Below are 18,607 nucleotides of genomic sequence, written 5' to 3'. Positions count from 1 at the left end.
GGCATACTTGCCACGTGAATCTTCGTCGCCTTGAGTACTTCCTCGCAGTTGTTGATGCCGGCACGGTAACTGCTGCCGCGGAACGGCTGCACATTGCCCAGCCGGCGCTCAGCCGCCAGATCAAGACCCTGGAACGGGAGCTGAAACTGGCACTGTTTGAGCCGAAGGCCAACCGGCTCTCCCTCACCCAAGCCGGCAGGGCCTTCGTGCCGGCGGCACGAAGAATGATGGTGGAGGCCCGCGGGGTGCAGGAGACTGCCGCCGCGTTGCGCACGGGGAAAGTGGCGAGCCTGGTGGTCGCAGCCACGCATGCCTCCGTGCACGGATTCCTTGCACCGTTTATAGCAACCACTGGTTCGGGAGATCCGCTGCTGATCACCCGCGAGACCAGCCACTTCAGCATTCCGGAAGCGCTTTTGCTGGGCGCCGACTTCGCGGTCTCCCCGGCGCCCCCGGCCCCCGGGCTGGCCACCATGTCGCTGGGCAGTGTGGCGGTGCAGGCTTACGTGGCGGCGGACCACCGGTGGGCGGTGCAGGGGATTAACGCGCTGCCCCTGGCCGAGATATGCCGGGAGCATGCCATCCTCCCGTCCCACGGCAGCGCCAGCCGCCACCTGCTCGACGACGCTTTGAACCTGGAGCACCTGGCTTTCCCTGAAGTCTCGGAATGCGATGACGGACAGACCATCCTGGCCCTTGCTGCTGCCGGCCACGGCATAGGCATCACCACGGACCGGCCACGTTTTGGCGTGCATGGCCTGCGGATCCTGACCCGCCGGCCGGGTAAGGATACTGAACCTGACGTGCTGCAGCTGCCGCTGCACGCCACGTGGACCCCCGGGCATTTCGCCGAGGCAACGATCCGCTCCATTTCCGCCTCCATCCGCAGTTTCCTTGAAACGGAAGAACGCGGCCTATAGACCTTTATGCCTAAAGAGCATGATGCCTGAACCGGATATGCATTAGACGGCATGAAACCACCTGCGGATACTGGGAGAGGTCGGTCTCACAGATTCGGAGAAGTTCATGCAGTTCGATGCGCTATACACCAATGGAACCTTCTACACGCAGGATCCTGCCCGCCCCACCGCCAAGAGTGTGGGAGTACACCGCGGACGGATTATCAGCCTCGATGACGAGCTGCCGGCCACGGCGTTCCGTGATGTGGTTGACCTGCACGGTGCTGCTGCCGTTCCCGGATTCAACGACGCGCACTGCCATCTCAGCCACATTGGCGAGGCGACCATGCAGGTGGACCTGCGCCCGGCCGCAGTCCGTTCGATGGCCGAACTGCTGGCAGCGGTGGACAGCTTCGCTGCCGGCGCCCCCGCCGGCAGCTGGGTCCTCGGCCAGGGGTACGACCAGAATTACCTGGGCGAGCACCCCACCGCCGAACAGCTTGACGCGGTCAGCCATGGACACCCCGTCTACCTCATCCACAATTCCCGGCATATGGGCGTGGCCAACACGCGGGCCTTCGAGCTGGCGGGCTTCCCGGAGCGCCGCAATGTGCCGGTTCCGGACGGCGGTGCCGTTCCCGCCGCTGCCGATGGCCGGGCCCTGGGCCTGCTCCAGGAAACTGCCCGTGCCCTGGTCATGGACCACATTCCGGCGAACTCCGCCGCGGACGTCGCCGACAGGGTGGCAGCCGGGTCCAATGCCGTCCTGAAGCTGGGCATCACCTCCATTACCGAACCCGGGATCGGCGCCCCGGACCACATCGGCATGTCCCGCTTTGACCTCGCCGGCTTCCAGCTGGCTGCCGACCGCGGCGACCTGGGTGTGCGGGCCACCGTGATGCCGTACCTGACCACGCTGCACCGGATCGGTGACGCCGAGGTTGGCGGCCATCCGCTCTACGGCCTGGATCTGGGACTGCGCAGCGGTCTGGGCGATGACTTCCTGCGCATCGGTCCGGTCAAGGTGCTTTCCGACGGTTCCCTGATTGGCCGCAGCGCCTTTATGTGCTGCGATTACGAGGCAGACCTGGCTGCCGGCGAACAGAACCGCGGGCTGCTGCAGTTCCCGGAATCCGATCTGCGGGAACGGTTGATCGGTGCGCACCTGGCCGGGTGGCAGCTGGCCGTGCACGCTATTGGCGACGCCGCCCTGGACGTAGCGATGGATATCCTTGCCGACGCCCAGAAGCTGCTTCCGCGCCCCGACGCCAGGCACCGACTGGAACACGTTTCCGTTGCCAGCGACAGCCAGATCGCCCGGATCGCCGGGCTGGGCCTGGTTCCGGTTCCGCAGGGCCGGTTCATTCACGAACTGGGTGACGGCGCCGCCCGCGCCATGGGCGCGGAACGGGCAAAACTCACCTACCGGGTGAAGGCCTTCCTCGACGCCGGCATCGACATCCCGGCCAGCACTGACGCTCCGGTGGTAAACGCCGACCCGATCCTGAACATTGATTCCCTGGTGAACCGCCGCACCGCCTCGGGCACCGGGTTCGTACCGGAGGAACGCATCACCGTCGCCCAGGCGGTCCGTGCTTACACCGTTGGAAGCGCCCGCGCGGTGCATCAGGAACGGGACAAGGGAACCCTGACGCACGGACAGCTGGCCGATTTCGTGGCCCTGTCCGAGGACCTCTACACGATCCCGGACAGTGAAATCGCCTCGGTAAAGGTCACCGCCACCGTAGTCGGCGGCCGGATCGCCGCCGGGTCCCTCTGACTCCCCCCAGCCATCTTGAGTCCCCTGCCCGGGACCGTCTATCCATCAGGAGCACTGCCATGAACACACCCAGACACGCCGGCCAGGCCATCGTCGATTCCCTTGTCCTGCATGGCGTCCGGCGGGTTTTCTCCGTCCCGGGCGAAAGCTACCTGGCAGTCCTGGACGGGCTGCACGGCGGCGAAATCGAGAATGTTGTTACCCGGCATGAAGGCGGCGCGGCGTACATGGCCGAAGCCCACGGCAAATTCACCGGTGAGCCCGGTGTCGCGCTGGTCACCCGCGGACCCGGCGCTGCCAACGCTTTTGTGGCAGTTCACAGCGCGTGGCAGGACGGCACGCCGATGGTGCTGTTCGTCGGGCTGGTTCCGGTGGCCGACCGGATGCGGGAGTCCTTCCAGGAGTTCGACCCCGCAGCCTGGTTCGGAACCCAGGCCAAGCGGGTGTTTGTGCTCGACGAGGCGGACCGCGCCTCCGAAATCGTGGCTGAGGCGTTCTTCGCCGCGAAGTCCGGCCGCCCCGGGCCAGTCATCATCGGCCTGCCCGAAGACATCATCACGCACGGGTTCACCGGGGTGCTCCACCGTCCCATCCCGGTGGCAGACGGCGCCGTCTCCAGCCAGGAGCTGGAAGCCCTCCGCTCCGCCCTGGCCGGCGCGGACCGTCCGCTGCTCTTCCTCGGCGGTCAGCGCTGGACCCCGGAGGCGGCGGCGCAGGTGACGGGCTTCGCGGAGCGCAACGGAATCCCGGTGCTTCAGGACTGGCACGCTGATGACCGCGTTCCCTTTAATTCGCCGGTCAACGCGGGTTCGCTGGGTTACGGCCGGCAGGAGGCTGCGGCACGGATGTTCAACGACGCCGACGTCCTGCTTGCCGTCGGCGCAGTGCCCTCCGACGTGCCGACGGACGGCTTCACCCTGCGCCAGCACCCGGACGCCGTGAACATCCTGGTTAACATCGATACGGCTTTGCGCGGGCGTTCCGGCGCCGTTTCCAGGCACGTGGTGGCATCCCCGGCTGCCTTCGCCGAGGCAGTTGACGGGCTGGACCTGGGCCGGGCGGCCGAGTGGGATGACTGGCGGGCTGGGGGCCGGACCGCGCAGGAGGAGCTAACTGCTCTGCCGGAAGCCGGGTCACTGCCCGAAACCGCCGAGGGTACAGCGCATATGTCCGTGGTGATGGCCGAGCTGGCCAGGCACCTGCCGGAGGACGTGGTGCGCACGATGGGGGCCGGCAACCACTGCGCCTGGGCTCAGTCCTACATTCCCACCAACGTTTTCCCCGCACAGCTGAGCACCCGCAACGGTTCCATGGGTTACTCCATTCCCTCAGCCGTGGCTGCCTCCCTGGCGGCTCCCGGGCGGCTGGCCGTAGCCGTCTGCGGTGACGGCGAGTTCCTCATGAACGGACAGGAGCTGGCCACCGCCGTGCAGTACCACGCCCCGCTGCTCGCCGTCGTGATGGACAACGGCCAGTTCGGCACCATCCGGGCGCATCAGGAACAGCACTTTCCCGGCCGGGTCTCCGGCACCCAGCTGACCAACCCGGATTTTGCCGCCTTCGCCGAAGCCTTCGGCGGCCACGGAGAGAAGGTCACCAGCGATGGCCAGGCAGCGGCAGCCGTTGAACGCGCCATCAAGGCCGTTATGGTCGACCGCCGGCCCGCGGTTATCCACGTTGTTACCGACCCGAAAATCATGCTGCCCTGAGCCTTCCCACCCCCGAGGAGAACCCATGAGTACCTACGCCGTCACTAATCCCGCCACGGGCGAAGTCCTGGCTTCCTACCCCACCGCCACGGACGCGGAAGTCCGGGATGCCATTACCCGGTCCGATGCTGCCTTTGCCAAGTGGAGCCGGTCCGCGGTCGAGGAACGCTCTGCGCTGCTGAACCGCGTAGCGGACCTGTACGAAGAGCGCCGGACCGAACTCGCTGCCATCATCACCAAGGAGATGGGGAAACCCGTTTTCCAGGCAGGCATCGAGGTGGACATCGTGGTGTCCATCTACCGTTATTACGCTGAGCACGGACCGGCCTTTCTGGCGGACGAGTCCCTGGCGGTGGCTGCCGGAGGCACTGCCGTCGTCCGCAAGGAGGGCCTGGGGGTGCTCCTCGGCATTATGCCCTGGAACTATCCGTACTATCAGGTGGCCCGTTTCGCCGCCCCGAACCTGATGAACGGCAACACCATCCTGCTCAAGCACGCCCCGCAGTGCCCGGAATCGGCGCTGGCCATGGAACAGATCTTCGCCGACGCCGGCGCACCGGACGGCGCCTACGTGAACATTTTTGCCACGAATGAGCAGATCAGTGACGTGATCGCTGATCCCCGGGTGCACGGTGTTTCGCTCACCGGGTCCGAACGGGCAGGTTCCGCCGTGGCGGAGACCGCCGGCCGGCATTTGAAGAAGGTGGTCCTGGAACTGGGCGGTTCTGATCCGTTCATCCTCCTCGACACCGAGGACATGAAGGAAGCCGTGGGCCGGGCGGTATTTGGCCGCATGGTCAACGGCGGCCAGGCCTGCAACGCCTCCAAGCGCTTTATTGTCCAGGCAGACATCTACGACGAGTTCGTGGAGAAGTTCACCGCTGCCCTCGAGGGGATCGTGCCGGCAGATCCGTCCGATGAAAAGACCTTCCTGGGCCCGCTGTCCTCACAGGCAGCTGCCGACGGGCTGGAGCGCCAGGTCAAAAATGCTGTCGCCGCGGGAGCCGTCGTGCGGACCGGAGGGTCGAAGACCGCCGGGGATTCGGCCTACTTCCTGCCCACCGTGCTCACCGATGTGACACCGGAGATGGATGTCTTCCAGGAGGAGCTGTTCGGCCCGGTCGCCATGGTCTTCAAGGCACGGGACGCGGAGGAAGCAGTCGCCCTGGCAAACGCCACGCCCTTCGGGCTGGGGGCCTCCATCCACACCGCCGACGAAGATCTGGCCCTGCGGCTGGCCGGGGATATTGAAGCCGGCATGGTCTTCATCAACGAGGCCGGCGGCACCTCCGCCGAACTGCCCTTCGGCGGGATCAAACGCTCCGGCATCGGCCGGGAGCTGGGCAAATACGGGATGGACGAGTTTGTGAACCGGAAACTCATCCGGATCAAAAAGTAGGGTGCAAGAAGGAATGTCCCGCCGGCTGCGGCCGGCGGGACATTCCTTCTTCAGAGCATTTAAAGCAGGAGCGGCTATTCGTAGAGGTTCGGCTTGATTTCATCTGAATCAATGTTCTCGGCGTCGTACCAGAAGAAGCCGGTGTCGATCACCTTCTCCACGCTTTCACCCTTGGAAGCGGCGACGGCGGCCTTGACCGTCTCATAGCCGATTCCCACCGGGTTCTGCGTGACGGCGCCGGCCATGGTGCCGTCCTTGATCGCATCGATCTGAGCCTTGCCGGAGTCGAAGCCGACAATGGTCAGCTTGCCCTTGAGGTTCAGTTCCTTGACGGCATTGACGACGCCGATGGCCGAGCCTTCGTTGGTTCCGTACATTCCAGCCAGGTCGGGATGGGCCGCGATGATCGCCTTGGCGGCGTCCGTGGACTTCAGCTGGTCGCCGTCACCGTACTGGACGTCCACCACTTCAATGTCCGGAGCGTTCTCCTCCATCCATTCCAGGAAACCGTCTCTGCGGTCCGTACCGGACTTCGAGGTCTGGTCGTGGGCGATCACGGCGATCTTTCCCTTGCCGCCGATCAGGTCCGCCAGCTGTTTGGCGGCCTCGGCGGCGGCTGCCTTGTTGTCGGTGGTGGCGGTGGCCACCGGGATGTCGCTGTCCACACCGGAGTCGAAGGCCACCACGGGAATGTTCTTGGACTTGGCTTCCTCCAGCAGCGGGGTGGCCGCCTGGCTGTCCAGGGCCGCGAAGCCGATGGCGGAGGGATTCTTGCCCAGCGCGGTGGTCAGCATCTGGATCTGCTGGTCCACGTTGGTTTCCTTGTCCGGTCCTTCGAAGGTGATTTCGACGCCGAATTCCTCCGCGGCCTGGTCCGCGCCCTGCTTGACGGCCTGCCAGAACTGGTGCTGGAAGCCCTTGGACACAATCGCGATGTACGGGGTTCCGCCGTCGGAATCCGCACTGCTTTCGGTACTTTCACATGCCGTCATGGTGAGCATCAGCGCTGCCGCGGCGGTGACTGCCGCAAGCTTTTTCCGGATCATTTCTCAAACTCCTTTGTTGGAAGAACCGTTGAGTGGTTGAAGAGCGTTGTACTGCCTCGGAGGTTTGGGGGACGGGAACACCCCGGGAGCGTGGGGCTACGTGCTGTTCTCCTTCCGGCGCAGCATGTCCAGGTAGACGGCAATCAGGATGACGACGCCGATCGCCACGTTCTGCCATTCCTGCGGAACCGAGATCACCCGCAGCCCGTTGGTCATCACCGACATGATCAGCGCACCGATGACGGTGCCGATAATCGAGCCCTTGCCGCCGGCCAGGGACGTGCCGCCGATGACGACGGCCGCGATGGCCTGCAGTTCGTACCCCATGCCCTGTCCGGGCTGCGCCGAGTTGAGCCTGGCTGCGATGATGACGCCGGCGAGGCCGGTGAAGGATCCGGCGAGCGTGTAGATGAGCAGCTTCCACTTGCGCACGTTGATCCCGGAGAGCGCCGTGGCTTCCTCATTGCTGCCGATGGAGAACGTGTACCGGCCGATCAGGGTGCGGCTGAGCAGGATTCCGGCGACGACGGCGGCTGCGAAGAAGATGAAGACGGCATTCGGAATTACCAGTCCGGCAATCGGTTTTCCCAGCGCCAGGGCACTGAACCCGGGGGTGTCGTTGAAGTAGATCGGCTTGGTTCCGGAAATCACCAGGGCCAGTCCCTGGGCCACCATCATCATGGCCAGAGTGGCAATGAAGGGCGGAATTTTCAGGTAGGAAACGAAGAACCCGTTGACGGCTCCCATCAGGGCGCCGGCCAGGATCCCGCCAAGCACTCCGAAGATCAGCGGCATCCCAAGGTTGGTCAGCACCACACCGGTCATCACCGAGCACAGGCTCATGCCCGTGCCGACGGAGAGATCGATACCGCCGGTAACGATCACGAAGGTGGCGCCGAGGGCCAGGAGCCCGATGACCACGGTGGAGAGCAGGATGTCGGAGAGGTTCGTGGGCTGCAGGAACCGGGGGTTCAGGATGCCGAAGAGGATGACCAGGACGATCAGGGAGCCGAAAGCCATCAGCTGCTGCAGCGAGGTCTGGAACCGGACGCGCAGGCCCGGGCTGGTGACGGCCAGGGCGCTGCGGATTCTTCCGGGGCCTCCCGGCTGCGGCTGCGGGCTTCCCGCAGGAGCCGCTGGTGCTTTATTTACCGTGCTCATGCTGCTGGGGCTCCTTTGCCTTGTGTAGCCAGTTCCATGATGTTTTCCTGCGTTGCCGCGGAGTTTTCGAGGACACCGGTGATCCGGCCTTCGCTCATGACCGCTATCCGGTGGGACATGCGCAGGACCTCGGGCAGTTCAGAGGAGATCATGATGATCGATTTCCCCGCCGCGGCGAGCTCGTTCAGGAGGGCGTAGATTTCGTCCTTCGCGCCGACGTCGATCCCCCGGGTGGGTTCGTCGAAAATGAGGATGTCGCAGTCGCGGAAGAGCCACTTGGCGATCACCACTTTCTGCTGGTTTCCGCCGGAGAGGTTCTTGGCGCTCTGCCGGATTCCCGGTGTTTTGATCCGCAGCTGCTGCACGGACGCCACGGCCTGGTCCCGGATGGCCTTCGGCTTCACGAACCCGGCCGTGCTGAGTTTGGGCAGCGACGTCAGCACAATGTTCTCGGCGACGCTGCGTTCGAGCATCAGGCCCAAATGCTTGCGGTCTTCGGACAGATAGCCGATGCCCAGCGCCGCGGCTGCTGCCGGCGTCGGGATCTTCACCGCACGCCCGCGGAGGTGGATGGTTCCGGCGGTGATCCGGTCGGCGCCGACGACGGCCCGGGCAACTTCGGTGCGCCCGGCCCCCATCAGTCCGGCGAACCCCAGGATTTCGCCGGGATGCAGGTCGAAGCTGACGTCGTCCAGCAAGGTCTTGGTGCTGAGACCGCGGACGCTGAGCAGCGGCTCTCCGCTGACCCGGGTTTCTGCAGGACGCTGGTCGGTTTTCACCTGCCGCCCCACCATCAGGGAGATGACTTCCCGCATGGTGGTGGCGGCGGTGTCCACGGTGTCCACGTATTCCCCGTCGCGGATAACCGTGATCCGCCCGGAAATCGCCTTGAGCTCGTCCATCCGGTGGGAGATGTAGATAACGCCGGTTTCCGCGGTGGTGAACTGGCGGATGAGTCCGTGCAGGGCGGCCACCTCCGCATCGTTCAGGGCCGCCGTCGGCTCATCCATAATCAGGACCCGGACCGAATCCCAGGAGAGGGCTTTGGCGATTTCCACCATCTGCTGCCGGGCGACGGTCAGCCCCGCTACGGGCTGCCGCGGGTCGAGGTCAATGCCGATCCGGTCAAAAAGCTCCTGCGCCTTGCGGTTCAGCGCACGCTCGTTCAGGAACGGGCCGGTGCGCGGCTCCCGTCCGATGAAGATGTTCTGGGCCACGGTCAGGTCCCGCATCAGGTGGAATTCCTGGTGGATGATGCTGATGCCCAGCTGCTGCGCATGGCGGGGGCTGGCCACGGAGATCTGCTCCCCGTTCAGCGTGAAGCTGCCCGCGTCCGGGGTTTCGATGCCGGAGAGCAGCTTCATGAGCGTGGACTTTCCCGCGCCGTTCTCCCCCACCAGCGCCAGGACCTCGTTGTGGCGCAGGTTGAGATGCATCCCGTCCAGGGCCTGGACGCCCGGAAAGGCCTTGCTGATCCCCTGCACTTCCAGGAGGTATTCACTCATGGCTGCCTGCTTTCATCTCATGCCCTGATTCACGCCGGGTTTCCGCCGCCGGCAGCCGGTAGATCCGGGCGGCGTTGCCGCCCATGAGGGCTGCATGTTCGGCCGGGGACAGCTCTGCGGCCAGTGCCTCGATCACGTTCAGTGTTTCGCCGTACCGGTCCGGACCGCTGACCGGCCAGTCCCCGCCATAAAGCAGCCGTTCGGGGCCAAAAGCGTCCAGGGCAATCTCCCACGTCCGGCGCAGCTCCTCGATGGTGTAGCCGGCGCCGGAGGTACGCAGTCCCGAAACCTTGGCGGTGATGTTGGGCAGCTCCGCGGCCTGCCTCAGCTGCCGCTCCCAGCGGTCCTCCCGCTCGGCCCCGGCTCCGCGGGGCGGTTTACCCAGATGGTCGACGACGATTCGCAGCCCGGGCAGCGCGGCTGCCAGCTGCGAAGCCTGGTCCAGGTGCCCGGGAAAGGCATCCGGAATGTCGAAGGAAAACCCGGCCTCGGCCACAAGGCAGAGCGAAGCCCGGACGGCGGGCAGCTGCAGGAAGTCCGGGCGCGGATCATCATGGACCAGGTGCCGGATACCCACAAAAGCGGAGTCCTGGCTCCAGTCGTCCAGTTGTTCGGCTGCGGCAGCGGGAGTGTCCAGCTGGATCCAGCCGACGACGCCCCGCACGAAGCTGTGCCGGGCAGCCACCGAGAGCAGGTAGGCGGTGTCCCGGAGGCTGTCTTCGGCCTGCACCAGCACGGCTCCGTCGATTCCGGCGGCGTCCAGCAGCTGCCCCGCTTCGCCGGGGAGGAAACTGCGGCGAAGTTCCGGCTCGGCCTGTTCGAGCCAGCGGTATCCACCGGCGGAAAGGTCCCACAGGTGAAGGTGCGCGTCGAGGCGCGGGACGGGCTGGGCGGGCTGGGTATCGGTGCGGCGGGCGGGGTGGGTGATGGCTCCGGTTCCGTTCTCACGAGTCATACGGAATCAGCTCCTCAGCGGCGAGCGCCGTCCACAGTTCTTCGGGGACCCCGGCCTGGAGGCGGGCCGCGTTCTGTGCGGCCTGGGCCGCGCTGGAGGCTCCGGTAACGACGGCGGCCACGGCCGGATGCCGCAGGCTGAAGTGCAGTGCGGCGGTGGGCAGATCGGTGCCGAAACGCCCGCAGACAGCGGCGATCTGCGCGGCCTTGGCCCGTACCTCCGCGGACGCCGGGGCGTACTTGTAGTGTGCCTGCGCCGGGACCTTCGGCTGGGCGAGGATGCCGGTGCTGTAGACGCCTACGTTGATGACCTTCACGCCCTTTGCCAGGCATTTCGGCAGCAGTTCGCGCGCGGCGGGCTGATCCAGCAGCGTGTAGCAGCCGGAGAGCATGATGTAGTCCAGCTCGGCAGCTTCGATGCAGGCCAGCAGGGTCTCGGCGGAGTTCGCGCCGACGCCGACCGCGTCCACGGTTCCTTCGGCGCGCAGCTTTTCGAGCACTGGCAGCCCCTGTTCGATCCCGGCCGCCAGGTCGTAGGCATCGGGGTCATGCAGGAAGACAATGTCCGTCCGCGCCAGGCCCAGCCGGGCCAGGGATTCCTCCAGCGACCGGCGGATGCCCGCTTCGCTGGGATCCCACTGCCGCTTGTGCGTGGCCGGCACGGCGAAGCCCTCGTCGTCGTTCTGGCCGGCGGAAAACTCCGGGTTCTCCACCAGCAGGCGGCCCACCTTGGTGGAGACCAGGAAGCCGTCCCGCGGGCGGTCCGCCAGGAACCGGCCCAGCCGCTCCTCGGACAGCCCCAGCCCGTAGTGCGGCGCAGTGTCGAAGTACCGGCTGCCGCCGTCCCAGGCTGCCTGCAGCGTTTCGGCGGCGTCGGCGTCGGACATTTCCCGGTAAAGATTGCCGACGCTGGCGCACCCGAACCCGAGCGGCCCCACCTCCGCGGTGGTCATGGCAGCTCCCACACCTGGTTGATGCCCCGGCCGGTTCCGGAGTAATCGTCCTGCACGTCCAGCAGTTCCGCCATCCGGGCCTGCCAGGGCAGGTTGGCCGGGTGGGAGGCGAGGAACCGGCGCATGGCTGCGTAGTCATCGGCTTCCACCACGTGGAAGAGGTCCAGTCCGCTGCGCCAGATCCGCCAGCTGGAAACCCCGGCCTCGCGCAGGGCGGCGTCCAGGTTCGCCGGGATCCGGGCGTGCACGGCGTCGTACTCCGCCTCCCGTCCCGGCTTTAGCCGGGTGTGCAGTGCGATGCGTTCCATGTCAGTGCGCCATCTCCTGTTCGATTCCGGCGGCCCAGGCCGGTCCGTCCGGAAAAGCGTACGTTTGCAGCGTCGCTGCGAGCATCTGTGACCCGCCGCCGGGAGCAAGCGGTGCCCAGTACCGGCCTTCGCGGACATCGACGGGCGTCACAAAGTGCTCATGGAGATGGTCCACATATTCAATGACCCGGTCTTCCTTCTCTCCGGAGACGGCCACGAAGTCGAACATGGACAGGTGCTGCACCGCTTCGCAGAGCCCGACTCCGCCGGCATGCGGACAGACCGGGACCCCGAATTTCGCGGCCAGGAGCAGAATGGCAACGTTCTCATTGACCCCGGCCACGCGGGCGGCGTCGATCTGCAGGACCTGCAGGGATCCGGCCTGCAGCATCTGCTTGAAGACCACCCGGTTGGCCACGTGCTCGCCGGTGGCCACCCGGACCGGGGCGATGGCCCGGGCGATGGCTGCGTGGCCCAGGACGTCGTCCGGGCTGGTGGGTTCTTCCACCCAGGCCAAATCGAAGGGGGCCAGCTGCCGGATCCAGTCGACGGCGGTGTCCACGTCCCAGCGCTGGTTCGCGTCCACAGCGATCCGGACATCGGGTCCCACGGCTTCCCGGGCAGCGCGGAGCCGGCGGATATCGTCGTCGAGGTCCGCACCGACTTTGAGCTTGATCTGCCCGAAGCCGTCCTTGACGGCCTCACCGGAAAGCCGGATCAGCCGTTCATCCGAGTATCCCAGCCAGCCCGGGGTGGTGGTGTAGCCGGGGTATCCCTCGGCCAGGAGCGTGGTTTCCCGCTCCTGCCGGCCGGGTGCCGCCCGGTGCAGGATGGCCAGCGCTTCGTCCGGGGTCAGCGCGTCGCTGAGATAGCGGAAATCCACCAGGGCAACAATTTCCTCCGGACTCATCCGCGCCAGGAGCTGCCACAGGGGAAGGCCTGCCCGCTTGGCCTTGAGGTCCCAGAGGGCATTCACCACGGCACCGATGGCCATGTGCATCACGCCCTTTTCAGGTCCCAGCCAGCGCAGCTGCGAATCGTGGACCATCATCTTCCAGGTGCCGCCCATATCCGCGAGCAGTTCCTCGCAGTTCTGCCCCAGCAGGTGGCCGGCGAGGGCCTGGATCGCGGCTGCCTCCACCTCGTTGCCGCGCCCGATAGTGAACACAAAGCCGTGCCCCTCCAGCCCGTCGGAGCTGTCGGTCCGGATCACCAGATAGGCCGCGGAATAGTCGGGATCGGGGTTCATGGCATCCGATCCGTCCAGCTCCACGGAGGTCGGAAAGCGGACGTCGCTGGTCTCGACGGCGGTAATGGTGCTCACGTTCGGCTCTCCCGTGTTCGGTGGTAACTGGTTGGCGCTTCACCGACACTAAACATCGGATGTCTATGTTGTCAATCATTGATTTTCCCGTAGACTCTGGACCCAGAACCCCAGATAGTTCGGATGTTCACTCCGTATGGTGCCGTTGATTTCGGTTGCCTGCGGGGCTCCGTAACGGCAACGAGGCAAGGACACAGCAATGAAGTTTGTACGGTTAGGTCCCGCCGGCAGTGAGCGCCCGGCCGTCCTGGCGGCTGACTCCGGCGGCACCGAGCGAACCTATGCCCTGGACCCGCTGACTGCGGACGTCGACGGCGCATTCCTCGCCGCGGGCGGAATCGAAGCCACCCGCCGCGCACTTGCTGCCGGCACCCTCCCGGAGCTTACGGATACCGGTGACCTTCGGATCGGAGCACCGATCACCCGGCCCGGCTCCATCATCTGCATCGGCATGAACTACGCCGCCCATGCCGCCGAGTCCGGTGCCGAACCACCGCGCATCCCGGTGGTGTTCCTCAAACCGGCCAACACCATCGCCGGGCCCTACGATCCCGCCCCCATCCCCCCGGGCGCCCGGAAATATGACTGGGAGGTGGAACTGGGAATCGTGATCGGCCGCCCGGCCGTTTACCTCGCCTCTCCGCAGGACGCCACCGGGGTCATCGCCGGGTACACGGTGGCCAACGACCTCTCAGAGCGCGCCTACCAGATTCCCGGCGACGCCGGACAGTGGACCAAGGGAAAATCCCTGCCGGCCTCAACCCCGGTGGGCCCGTGGCTGGTACCCGCCGATGAGCTGGACCCGTCGGCACTGGGCATCCGCAGCCGGATCAACGGCCACGTACGGCAGGACTCCAAAACGTCGGACATGCTCTTCGACCCTGCCGTCCTGGTCCACCACGTAAGCCAGTACATGCTGCTGGAGCCCGGCGACCTGATCCTGACCGGCACTCCGGAGGGCGTGGCGCTGTCCGGACGGTTTCCCTACCTTGCGGCCGGGGACCTGGCAGAACTGGAAATCGACGGCCTGGGAACCCAGCGGCAGGAGTACTTCGCTGCCGTCCCGAGCCACCACCCACAGACAGGAGATACCCAATGAGCGGGGAAATGACCGGCCTGGCCGCCATCGTCACGGGAGGAGCCTCCGGGCTCGGAGCAGCGGTCGCCGACCGGCTGGCCGGGCTCGGGGCCAAGGTCGCCGTCCTGGACCTCAACCCGCCGGCACCGGGAAGCAGCCCGCATCTGGGGATCCGCTGCGATGTCAGCGATGGCGCCTCGGTACGCGCCGCCGTCGCGCAGGCCGCGGAAGCGCTCGGCGGGCTGGACGTGGTGATCAACAACGCGGGAATCGGCGCGCAGGGCACGATCGAGGCCAACGCCGATGAGGAATGGAACCGGGTCTGGGACGTGAATGTGCTGGGCATGGTGCGGGTGTCCCGGGCCGCATTGCCCTGGCTGCGGCGTTCCTCCGCAGCGGCGATCGTGAATACATCCTCGATCGCCGCGACGGCAGGGCTGCCGGAGCGGGCCCTCTACAGCGCCACCAAGGGCGCAGTGCTGTCACTGACGCTGGCCATGGCAGCCGACCACCTGCGCGAAGGCATCCGCGTCAACGCGGTCAATCCGGGTACCGCCGACACCCCGTGGGTCGGCCGGCTGCTGGACGCCGCCGCCGATCCAGCGGCGGAACGGGCAGCGCTTAACGCCCGCCAGCCGCACGGCCGGCTGGTCTCAGCCGATGAGGTGGCCGGCGCCGTCGCCTATCTGGCCAGCCCTTTGTCCGGCTCGACGGCGGGGACGTCCCTGGCGGTCGACGGCGGGATGCAGGGGCTGCGGCTGCGCCCGGCGGCCACCCCGGATCCGGCGGCCGCCCCGGCCTGAAACCGCTAGGCTGGTCGCTGACGTACGGAGGGAAAGGGACCGGCACCGTGGCGAACTCAGAGTCGGGCGAATCGGTGATCGACCGTGTCGTCAAGATCCTCAGCGCGTTCAGCAAGGACGCTCCGCTGCTGAGCATGAGTGAGCTTTCCCGCTCCACCGGCCTTCCCGGCAGTACCGCCCACAGGCTGGCCAGCGATCTGCTGGCCGCCGGCCTGCTGGAACGGGACAAGGACGGACGCTTCGGCGTCGGTGCCAAGATGTGGGAACTGGCAGCCCGGTCCAACCCCGTCGAGGAGTTCCGCCGGCGGGGGCTGCCGGTCCTGGAAGGCATCCATGCCGCCGTGCGCCAGCATGTCTCCCTGGCCGTCCCCCGCTTCGAAAACTTCACGGTGCTCTACGTTGAGCGCCTGGACCAGCACGGCAGCGCCGTGATCCTCTCCGAGGTAGCGGGCCGGCTGGACGCACACAACACGTCGCCGGGCCTGGCCATGATGGCCCATGCGCCCCTCGACGTCCAGAACCGGCTGCTCTCCACTGAGCTGGAACAGACCACCGCCGCCACCGAGACCGACCCTGCCAGGATCCGGGCGCATCTCGCGCTGATCCGGGAACGCGGCTTCGCCCGGCTGGCCGGGGTCCTGGTCGCAGACAACGTTTCCTATGCCGTGCCGGTCCTGGGGCCCGCCAATAAGGTCATCGGGGCAGTCAGCGTCGTCACGCCGCTGTCCGAAGACGCCCCGGAACTCATCATTCCGGTGCTCGTCGCCGCCGGGCGGACACTCTCCCGCACCATGGGCGCAGAACGCCGTCCCTATGGTTCCCGGCCCTGGCTGCGGACGGCCCGGGCCTAGCCCGGCAGCACGGCCCGCCAGCCCCGTTCCCATTGAACGGGCAAGATTTAAGCCTTGTGACCCACGTCCCATAGCGTTGTGATCCAGGTCCCCCTTTCAGTTCCGCAGCCATCGGCTGCGGCCCCCCGCTTAGCACGGCATGCCTTTGGCCTGCCCTGCCCGACAGGAGACACCATGGCCCACAACGGCCCCAGCACCGCATCGGCAACGCCGCCGAGCCCGGCGGATTCCGCGGGGCGCCAGACACCCCGCAAGGCTGCGCTGGCCTCGTTCCTCGGTTCCACGCTCGAGTACTACGACTTCTTCATCTACGGCACCGCCGCCGCACTGGTCTTCAACAAGCTGTTTTTCCCCGGAAGCGATCCTGTGATCGCCCTGCTCGGCTCGATGGCAACGTTCGGCGTCGGATACCTCGCCCGCCCGCTGGGCGGCATCGTGATGAGCCACGTCGGCGACCGGGTCGGCCGCAAGAAGGCCCTCATGATCACCCTGGTCATCATGGGGGTCGCCTCGCTCATGATCGGTTTCCTCCCGACCTACGAACAGGTCGGCTGGTGGGCCACCATCCTGCTGGTCATCGGCCGTCTCGCCCAGGGGTTCTCCGCCGGGGCTGAAGCTGCCGGCGCCTCAACCCTGACAGTTGAGCATTCGCCCGAAGGCCGCCGCGGCTTCTTCACCTCCTTCGTGATGACCGGCTATGCCTCCGGAATGGTGCTGTCCACCATCGTTTTCATTCCCATCGCGTCCCTTCCCGAAGAGGCCCTGATGAGCTGGGGCTGGCGCATTCCGTTCTGGCTTTCCGTGGTTGTCCTGGCCGTTGCGTACTGGGTCCGGACCCATCTCGATGAAACCCCGGTCTTTGAAGAGGTCAAGGAAGAGGCGGCGAAGGAGAAGGCCGCCAAGCCCAGCACGCCCGCCGCGATCGTGCTCCGCACCCAGTGGCGGGACGTCCTGCGGATCGTTGTCATCAGCCTCTATTCCGTGATGCAGACGATCTTCACGGTCTATACCCTGGCGTACGCGACCGGCCCCCAGGTTGGCCTGGACCGTGCGGTGATGCTGACCATCAATGCGGTGACCGTAGGACTCTCCATGTTCACCATCCCCCTGGCCGGTATGCTCTCTGACCGCTTTGGCCGCAAACCCGTCCTGCTGACCGGCGCCGTGGGATGTTCGATCACCATCTTCGGATACTTCTGGGCCATCAGCGACCAGAACGTTGGCTTGATCTTCCTGTTCGGCTTCCTGAACATGTCCCTGTTCTATTCCTGCTGGAACGGCGTCTGGACGGTCTTCTTCCCCGAAATGTTCGCCGCGCCGGTCCGCTACTCGGGCATGGCGATCGGCAACCAGTTCGGCCTGGTCCTCACCGGTTTCGCCCCGGCTATTGCCACCCTTCTGGCCGGCGACGGCGTCAACGGCTGGGTGCCTGTGGCCGTGTTCGCCGTATCCTGCGTGGCGATCTCCAGCATCGCCATCGCCACGGCCCGGGAGACCGCCTTCACTCCGCTCAAGGAACTGGGCAACCCCCGGCCGGCTGGAATTTCCTAGCCACCGCGCCCCCTCCCCTGGCCCCGCCAGCTTCCCCTCCCAAGCCACCCCACGCTCCTTTGCGAAAGGCATTTCCCCGTGAACCACCAGCTCCCTGTCCCCCAGCGCCGGCTGCGCGTCGGCATCGTTGGCTGCGGCATGATCAGCCGCAACCATCTCGAGGCCTTCGCGGCACTGGACGCGGCAGAAGTCGTCGGCGTCTGTGACACGGACCTTGGCCGCGCCCAGGCGACGGCTGCCGCCTGGGCGGTACCGAACGCCGTCGACTCCGTCGCGGCGCTGCTGGCCCTCGGACTCGACATCGTCTCGGTCTGCACCCCGCATCCCACCCACGAAGCCGTGGTCCTCGAGGCGGCCGAAGCCGGTGTGCATGTCCTGTGCGAGAAGCCCATCGCGGTTGACCTCGCCTCCGCTGAACGCATGGTGGCTGCGTGCGGTGCCGCGGGCGTCAAGCTCGGTGTCCTCTTCCAGCGCCGCTTCTGGCCGGCGGCGCAGCGCGTCCGCACCATGATCGACGACGGAACCCTGGGAACGCCCGTGATCGGACACGTTTCCGTGCTGCTGCACCGCGATCCCAGCTACTATTCGGCGGATGCCTGGCGGGGTACCTGGCAGACCGACGGCGGCGGTGTGCTGATGACCCAGGCAATCCACTACATCGACCTCCTCCAGTGGTACATGGGCGGCGTCGCCGAGGTTTACGGCGCGATCAATACCTTCAAACACGGCGAGCATATTGAAGTGGAAGACTCCGCCACCGCCGTCCTGAAGTTCACCTCCGGCGCCATCGCCACCCTGTCGGCCTCCACGGCTGCCTCTCCCTCACTGGGTGTCCAGATCCGCATCACCGGCTCCACCGGAGCTACCGCCGAGCTCAGTGAGTTCCCCGAGGGAACCGACGGGCGGGTCACCCTCATGGCCGCCGGCGGCACCGTGGAGACCACCCCCGTGCACCCCAGCGGCGCCGCGGCCAACGTTGACCTGACCTCCATCAATGCCCAGCTCATTCCGCACCACACCAGCCAGATCCGCGATTTTGTCGAGGCCCTGGCCGGCGGCAACGACCCGGCAATCACCGGCTGGGACGCCAACAATGCCCTCCGGATCCTGCTCGCGGTCTATGAATCCGCACGCACCGGCCTGCCGGTCCGCTTCGCACCGTTCCCGGCGGATGTTCCCACGGCCCCCGAAACCGTCGTCGCCCGCACCGCAGATCTGGCCGCCTCCGCAGCTGGCACCGCCTCCGCTGCCAGCACCGCCTCCGCCGCGGCTGCCGGCTAGCCGCA

At 66.5% G+C, this 18,607-nt stretch carries 16 protein-coding genes; 9 read left to right on the top strand and 7 right to left on the bottom strand.

The features are described 5' to 3' along the window. Window positions 1-14 precede the first annotated feature (14 nt). From ArtHe_RS17205 to ArtHe_RS17190, 4 genes are all read left to right on the top strand, one after another. Entirely contained in the window at window positions 15-920 is a 906-nt protein-coding gene (locus ArtHe_RS17205; RefSeq protein ID WP_248318089.1) for a LysR family transcriptional regulator, read from the top strand. A 106-nt stretch (window positions 921-1,026) separates the two neighbouring features. Beyond that, on the top strand, window positions 1,027-2,679 hold the full coding sequence (locus ArtHe_RS17200) for an amidohydrolase (protein ID WP_248318088.1): 1,653 nt from the start codon (window positions 1,027-1,029) through the stop codon (window positions 2,677-2,679). A gap of 59 nt (window positions 2,680-2,738) precedes the next feature. Then, the gene (locus ArtHe_RS17195) at window positions 2,739-4,388 is read left to right on the top strand and encodes a thiamine pyrophosphate-dependent enzyme (RefSeq protein WP_248318087.1); all 1,650 of its coding nucleotides are present in this window, start codon (window positions 2,739-2,741) and stop codon (window positions 4,386-4,388) included. A 25-nt stretch (window positions 4,389-4,413) separates the two neighbouring features. Continuing rightward, entirely contained in the window at window positions 4,414-5,787 is a 1,374-nt protein-coding gene (locus tag ArtHe_RS17190) for an NAD-dependent succinate-semialdehyde dehydrogenase (protein ID WP_248318086.1), read from the top strand. Window positions 5,788-5,861: 74 nt separating this feature from the next. Here ArtHe_RS17190 and ArtHe_RS17185 read toward each other — a convergent pair whose 3' ends face one another. From ArtHe_RS17185 to ArtHe_RS17155, 7 genes are all read right to left on the bottom strand, one after another. Continuing rightward, entirely contained in the window at window positions 5,862-6,833 is a 972-nt protein-coding gene (locus ArtHe_RS17185) for an ABC transporter substrate-binding protein (protein ID WP_248318085.1), read from the bottom strand. Between the two features lie 96 nt (window positions 6,834-6,929). Continuing rightward, window positions 6,930-7,994 (bottom strand): ABC transporter permease, encoded by a 1,065-nt coding sequence (locus ArtHe_RS17180; protein WP_083521632.1) that lies wholly within the window; start codon window positions 7,992-7,994, stop codon window positions 6,930-6,932. Continuing rightward, window positions 7,991-9,499, bottom strand: a complete 1,509-nt coding sequence (locus ArtHe_RS17175; protein WP_248318084.1) for a sugar ABC transporter ATP-binding protein — start codon at window positions 9,497-9,499, stop codon at window positions 7,991-7,993. Before ArtHe_RS17175 ends, ArtHe_RS17180 begins: the two co-directional genes overlap by 4 nt. Beyond that, complete coding sequence (locus ArtHe_RS17170) at window positions 9,492-10,454, bottom strand: amidohydrolase family protein (RefSeq protein ID WP_248318083.1); 963 nt, start codon at window positions 10,452-10,454, stop codon at window positions 9,492-9,494. Before ArtHe_RS17170 ends, ArtHe_RS17175 begins: the two co-directional genes overlap by 8 nt. Beyond that, window positions 10,444-11,406 carry an aldo/keto reductase gene (locus ArtHe_RS17165; protein ID WP_248318081.1) on the bottom strand — a complete coding sequence of 321 codons (963 nt, stop codon included), beginning with the start codon at window positions 11,404-11,406 and terminating at the stop codon, window positions 10,444-10,446. The genes ArtHe_RS17170 and ArtHe_RS17165 overlap by 11 nt, the downstream gene beginning before the upstream one ends. After that, entirely contained in the window at window positions 11,403-11,714 is a 312-nt protein-coding gene (locus ArtHe_RS17160; protein ID WP_248318079.1) for an L-rhamnose mutarotase, read from the bottom strand. The genes ArtHe_RS17165 and ArtHe_RS17160 overlap by 4 nt, the downstream gene beginning before the upstream one ends. Before the next feature lies 1 nt (window position 11,715). After that, the gene (locus tag ArtHe_RS17155; protein ID WP_248318078.1) at window positions 11,716-13,038 is read right to left on the bottom strand and encodes an L-fuconate dehydratase; all 1,323 of its coding nucleotides are present in this window, start codon (window positions 13,036-13,038) and stop codon (window positions 11,716-11,718) included. Between the two features lie 199 nt (window positions 13,039-13,237). On the opposite strand from ArtHe_RS17155, the gene ArtHe_RS17150 reads away from it, so the two are divergent. The 5 genes from ArtHe_RS17150 to ArtHe_RS17130 all read left to right on the top strand — a co-directional run bounded on the left by ArtHe_RS17150 (window position 13,238) and on the right by ArtHe_RS17130 (window position 18,602). Further along, a complete protein-coding gene (locus ArtHe_RS17150) occupies window positions 13,238-14,137 on the top strand; it encodes a fumarylacetoacetate hydrolase family protein (protein ID WP_248318077.1) in 900 nt (299 codons plus the stop codon). Beyond that, window positions 14,134-14,919: an SDR family oxidoreductase gene (locus tag ArtHe_RS17145; RefSeq protein ID WP_248318076.1), complete on the top strand. Its 786-nt coding sequence runs from the start codon at window positions 14,134-14,136 to the stop codon at window positions 14,917-14,919. The genes ArtHe_RS17150 and ArtHe_RS17145 overlap by 4 nt, the downstream gene beginning before the upstream one ends. A gap of 47 nt (window positions 14,920-14,966) precedes the next feature. Continuing rightward, window positions 14,967-15,770 (top strand): IclR family transcriptional regulator, encoded by an 804-nt coding sequence (locus ArtHe_RS17140; protein WP_248318075.1) that lies wholly within the window; start codon window positions 14,967-14,969, stop codon window positions 15,768-15,770. A gap of 174 nt (window positions 15,771-15,944) precedes the next feature. Next, entirely contained in the window at window positions 15,945-17,321 is a 1,377-nt protein-coding gene (locus ArtHe_RS17135; protein WP_248318074.1) for an MFS transporter, read from the top strand. Between the two features lie 78 nt (window positions 17,322-17,399). Beyond that, a complete protein-coding gene (locus tag ArtHe_RS17130) occupies window positions 17,400-18,602 on the top strand; it encodes a Gfo/Idh/MocA family oxidoreductase (protein WP_248318073.1) in 1,203 nt (400 codons plus the stop codon). Window positions 18,603-18,607 lie beyond the last annotated feature (5 nt).

It is taken from the genome of Arthrobacter sp. Helios (assembly GCF_023167125.1).
GTDB lineage: Bacteria > Actinomycetota > Actinomycetes > Actinomycetales > Micrococcaceae > Arthrobacter_B > Arthrobacter_B luteolus.
This window is presented reverse-complemented; position numbering and strand designations above follow the sequence as displayed.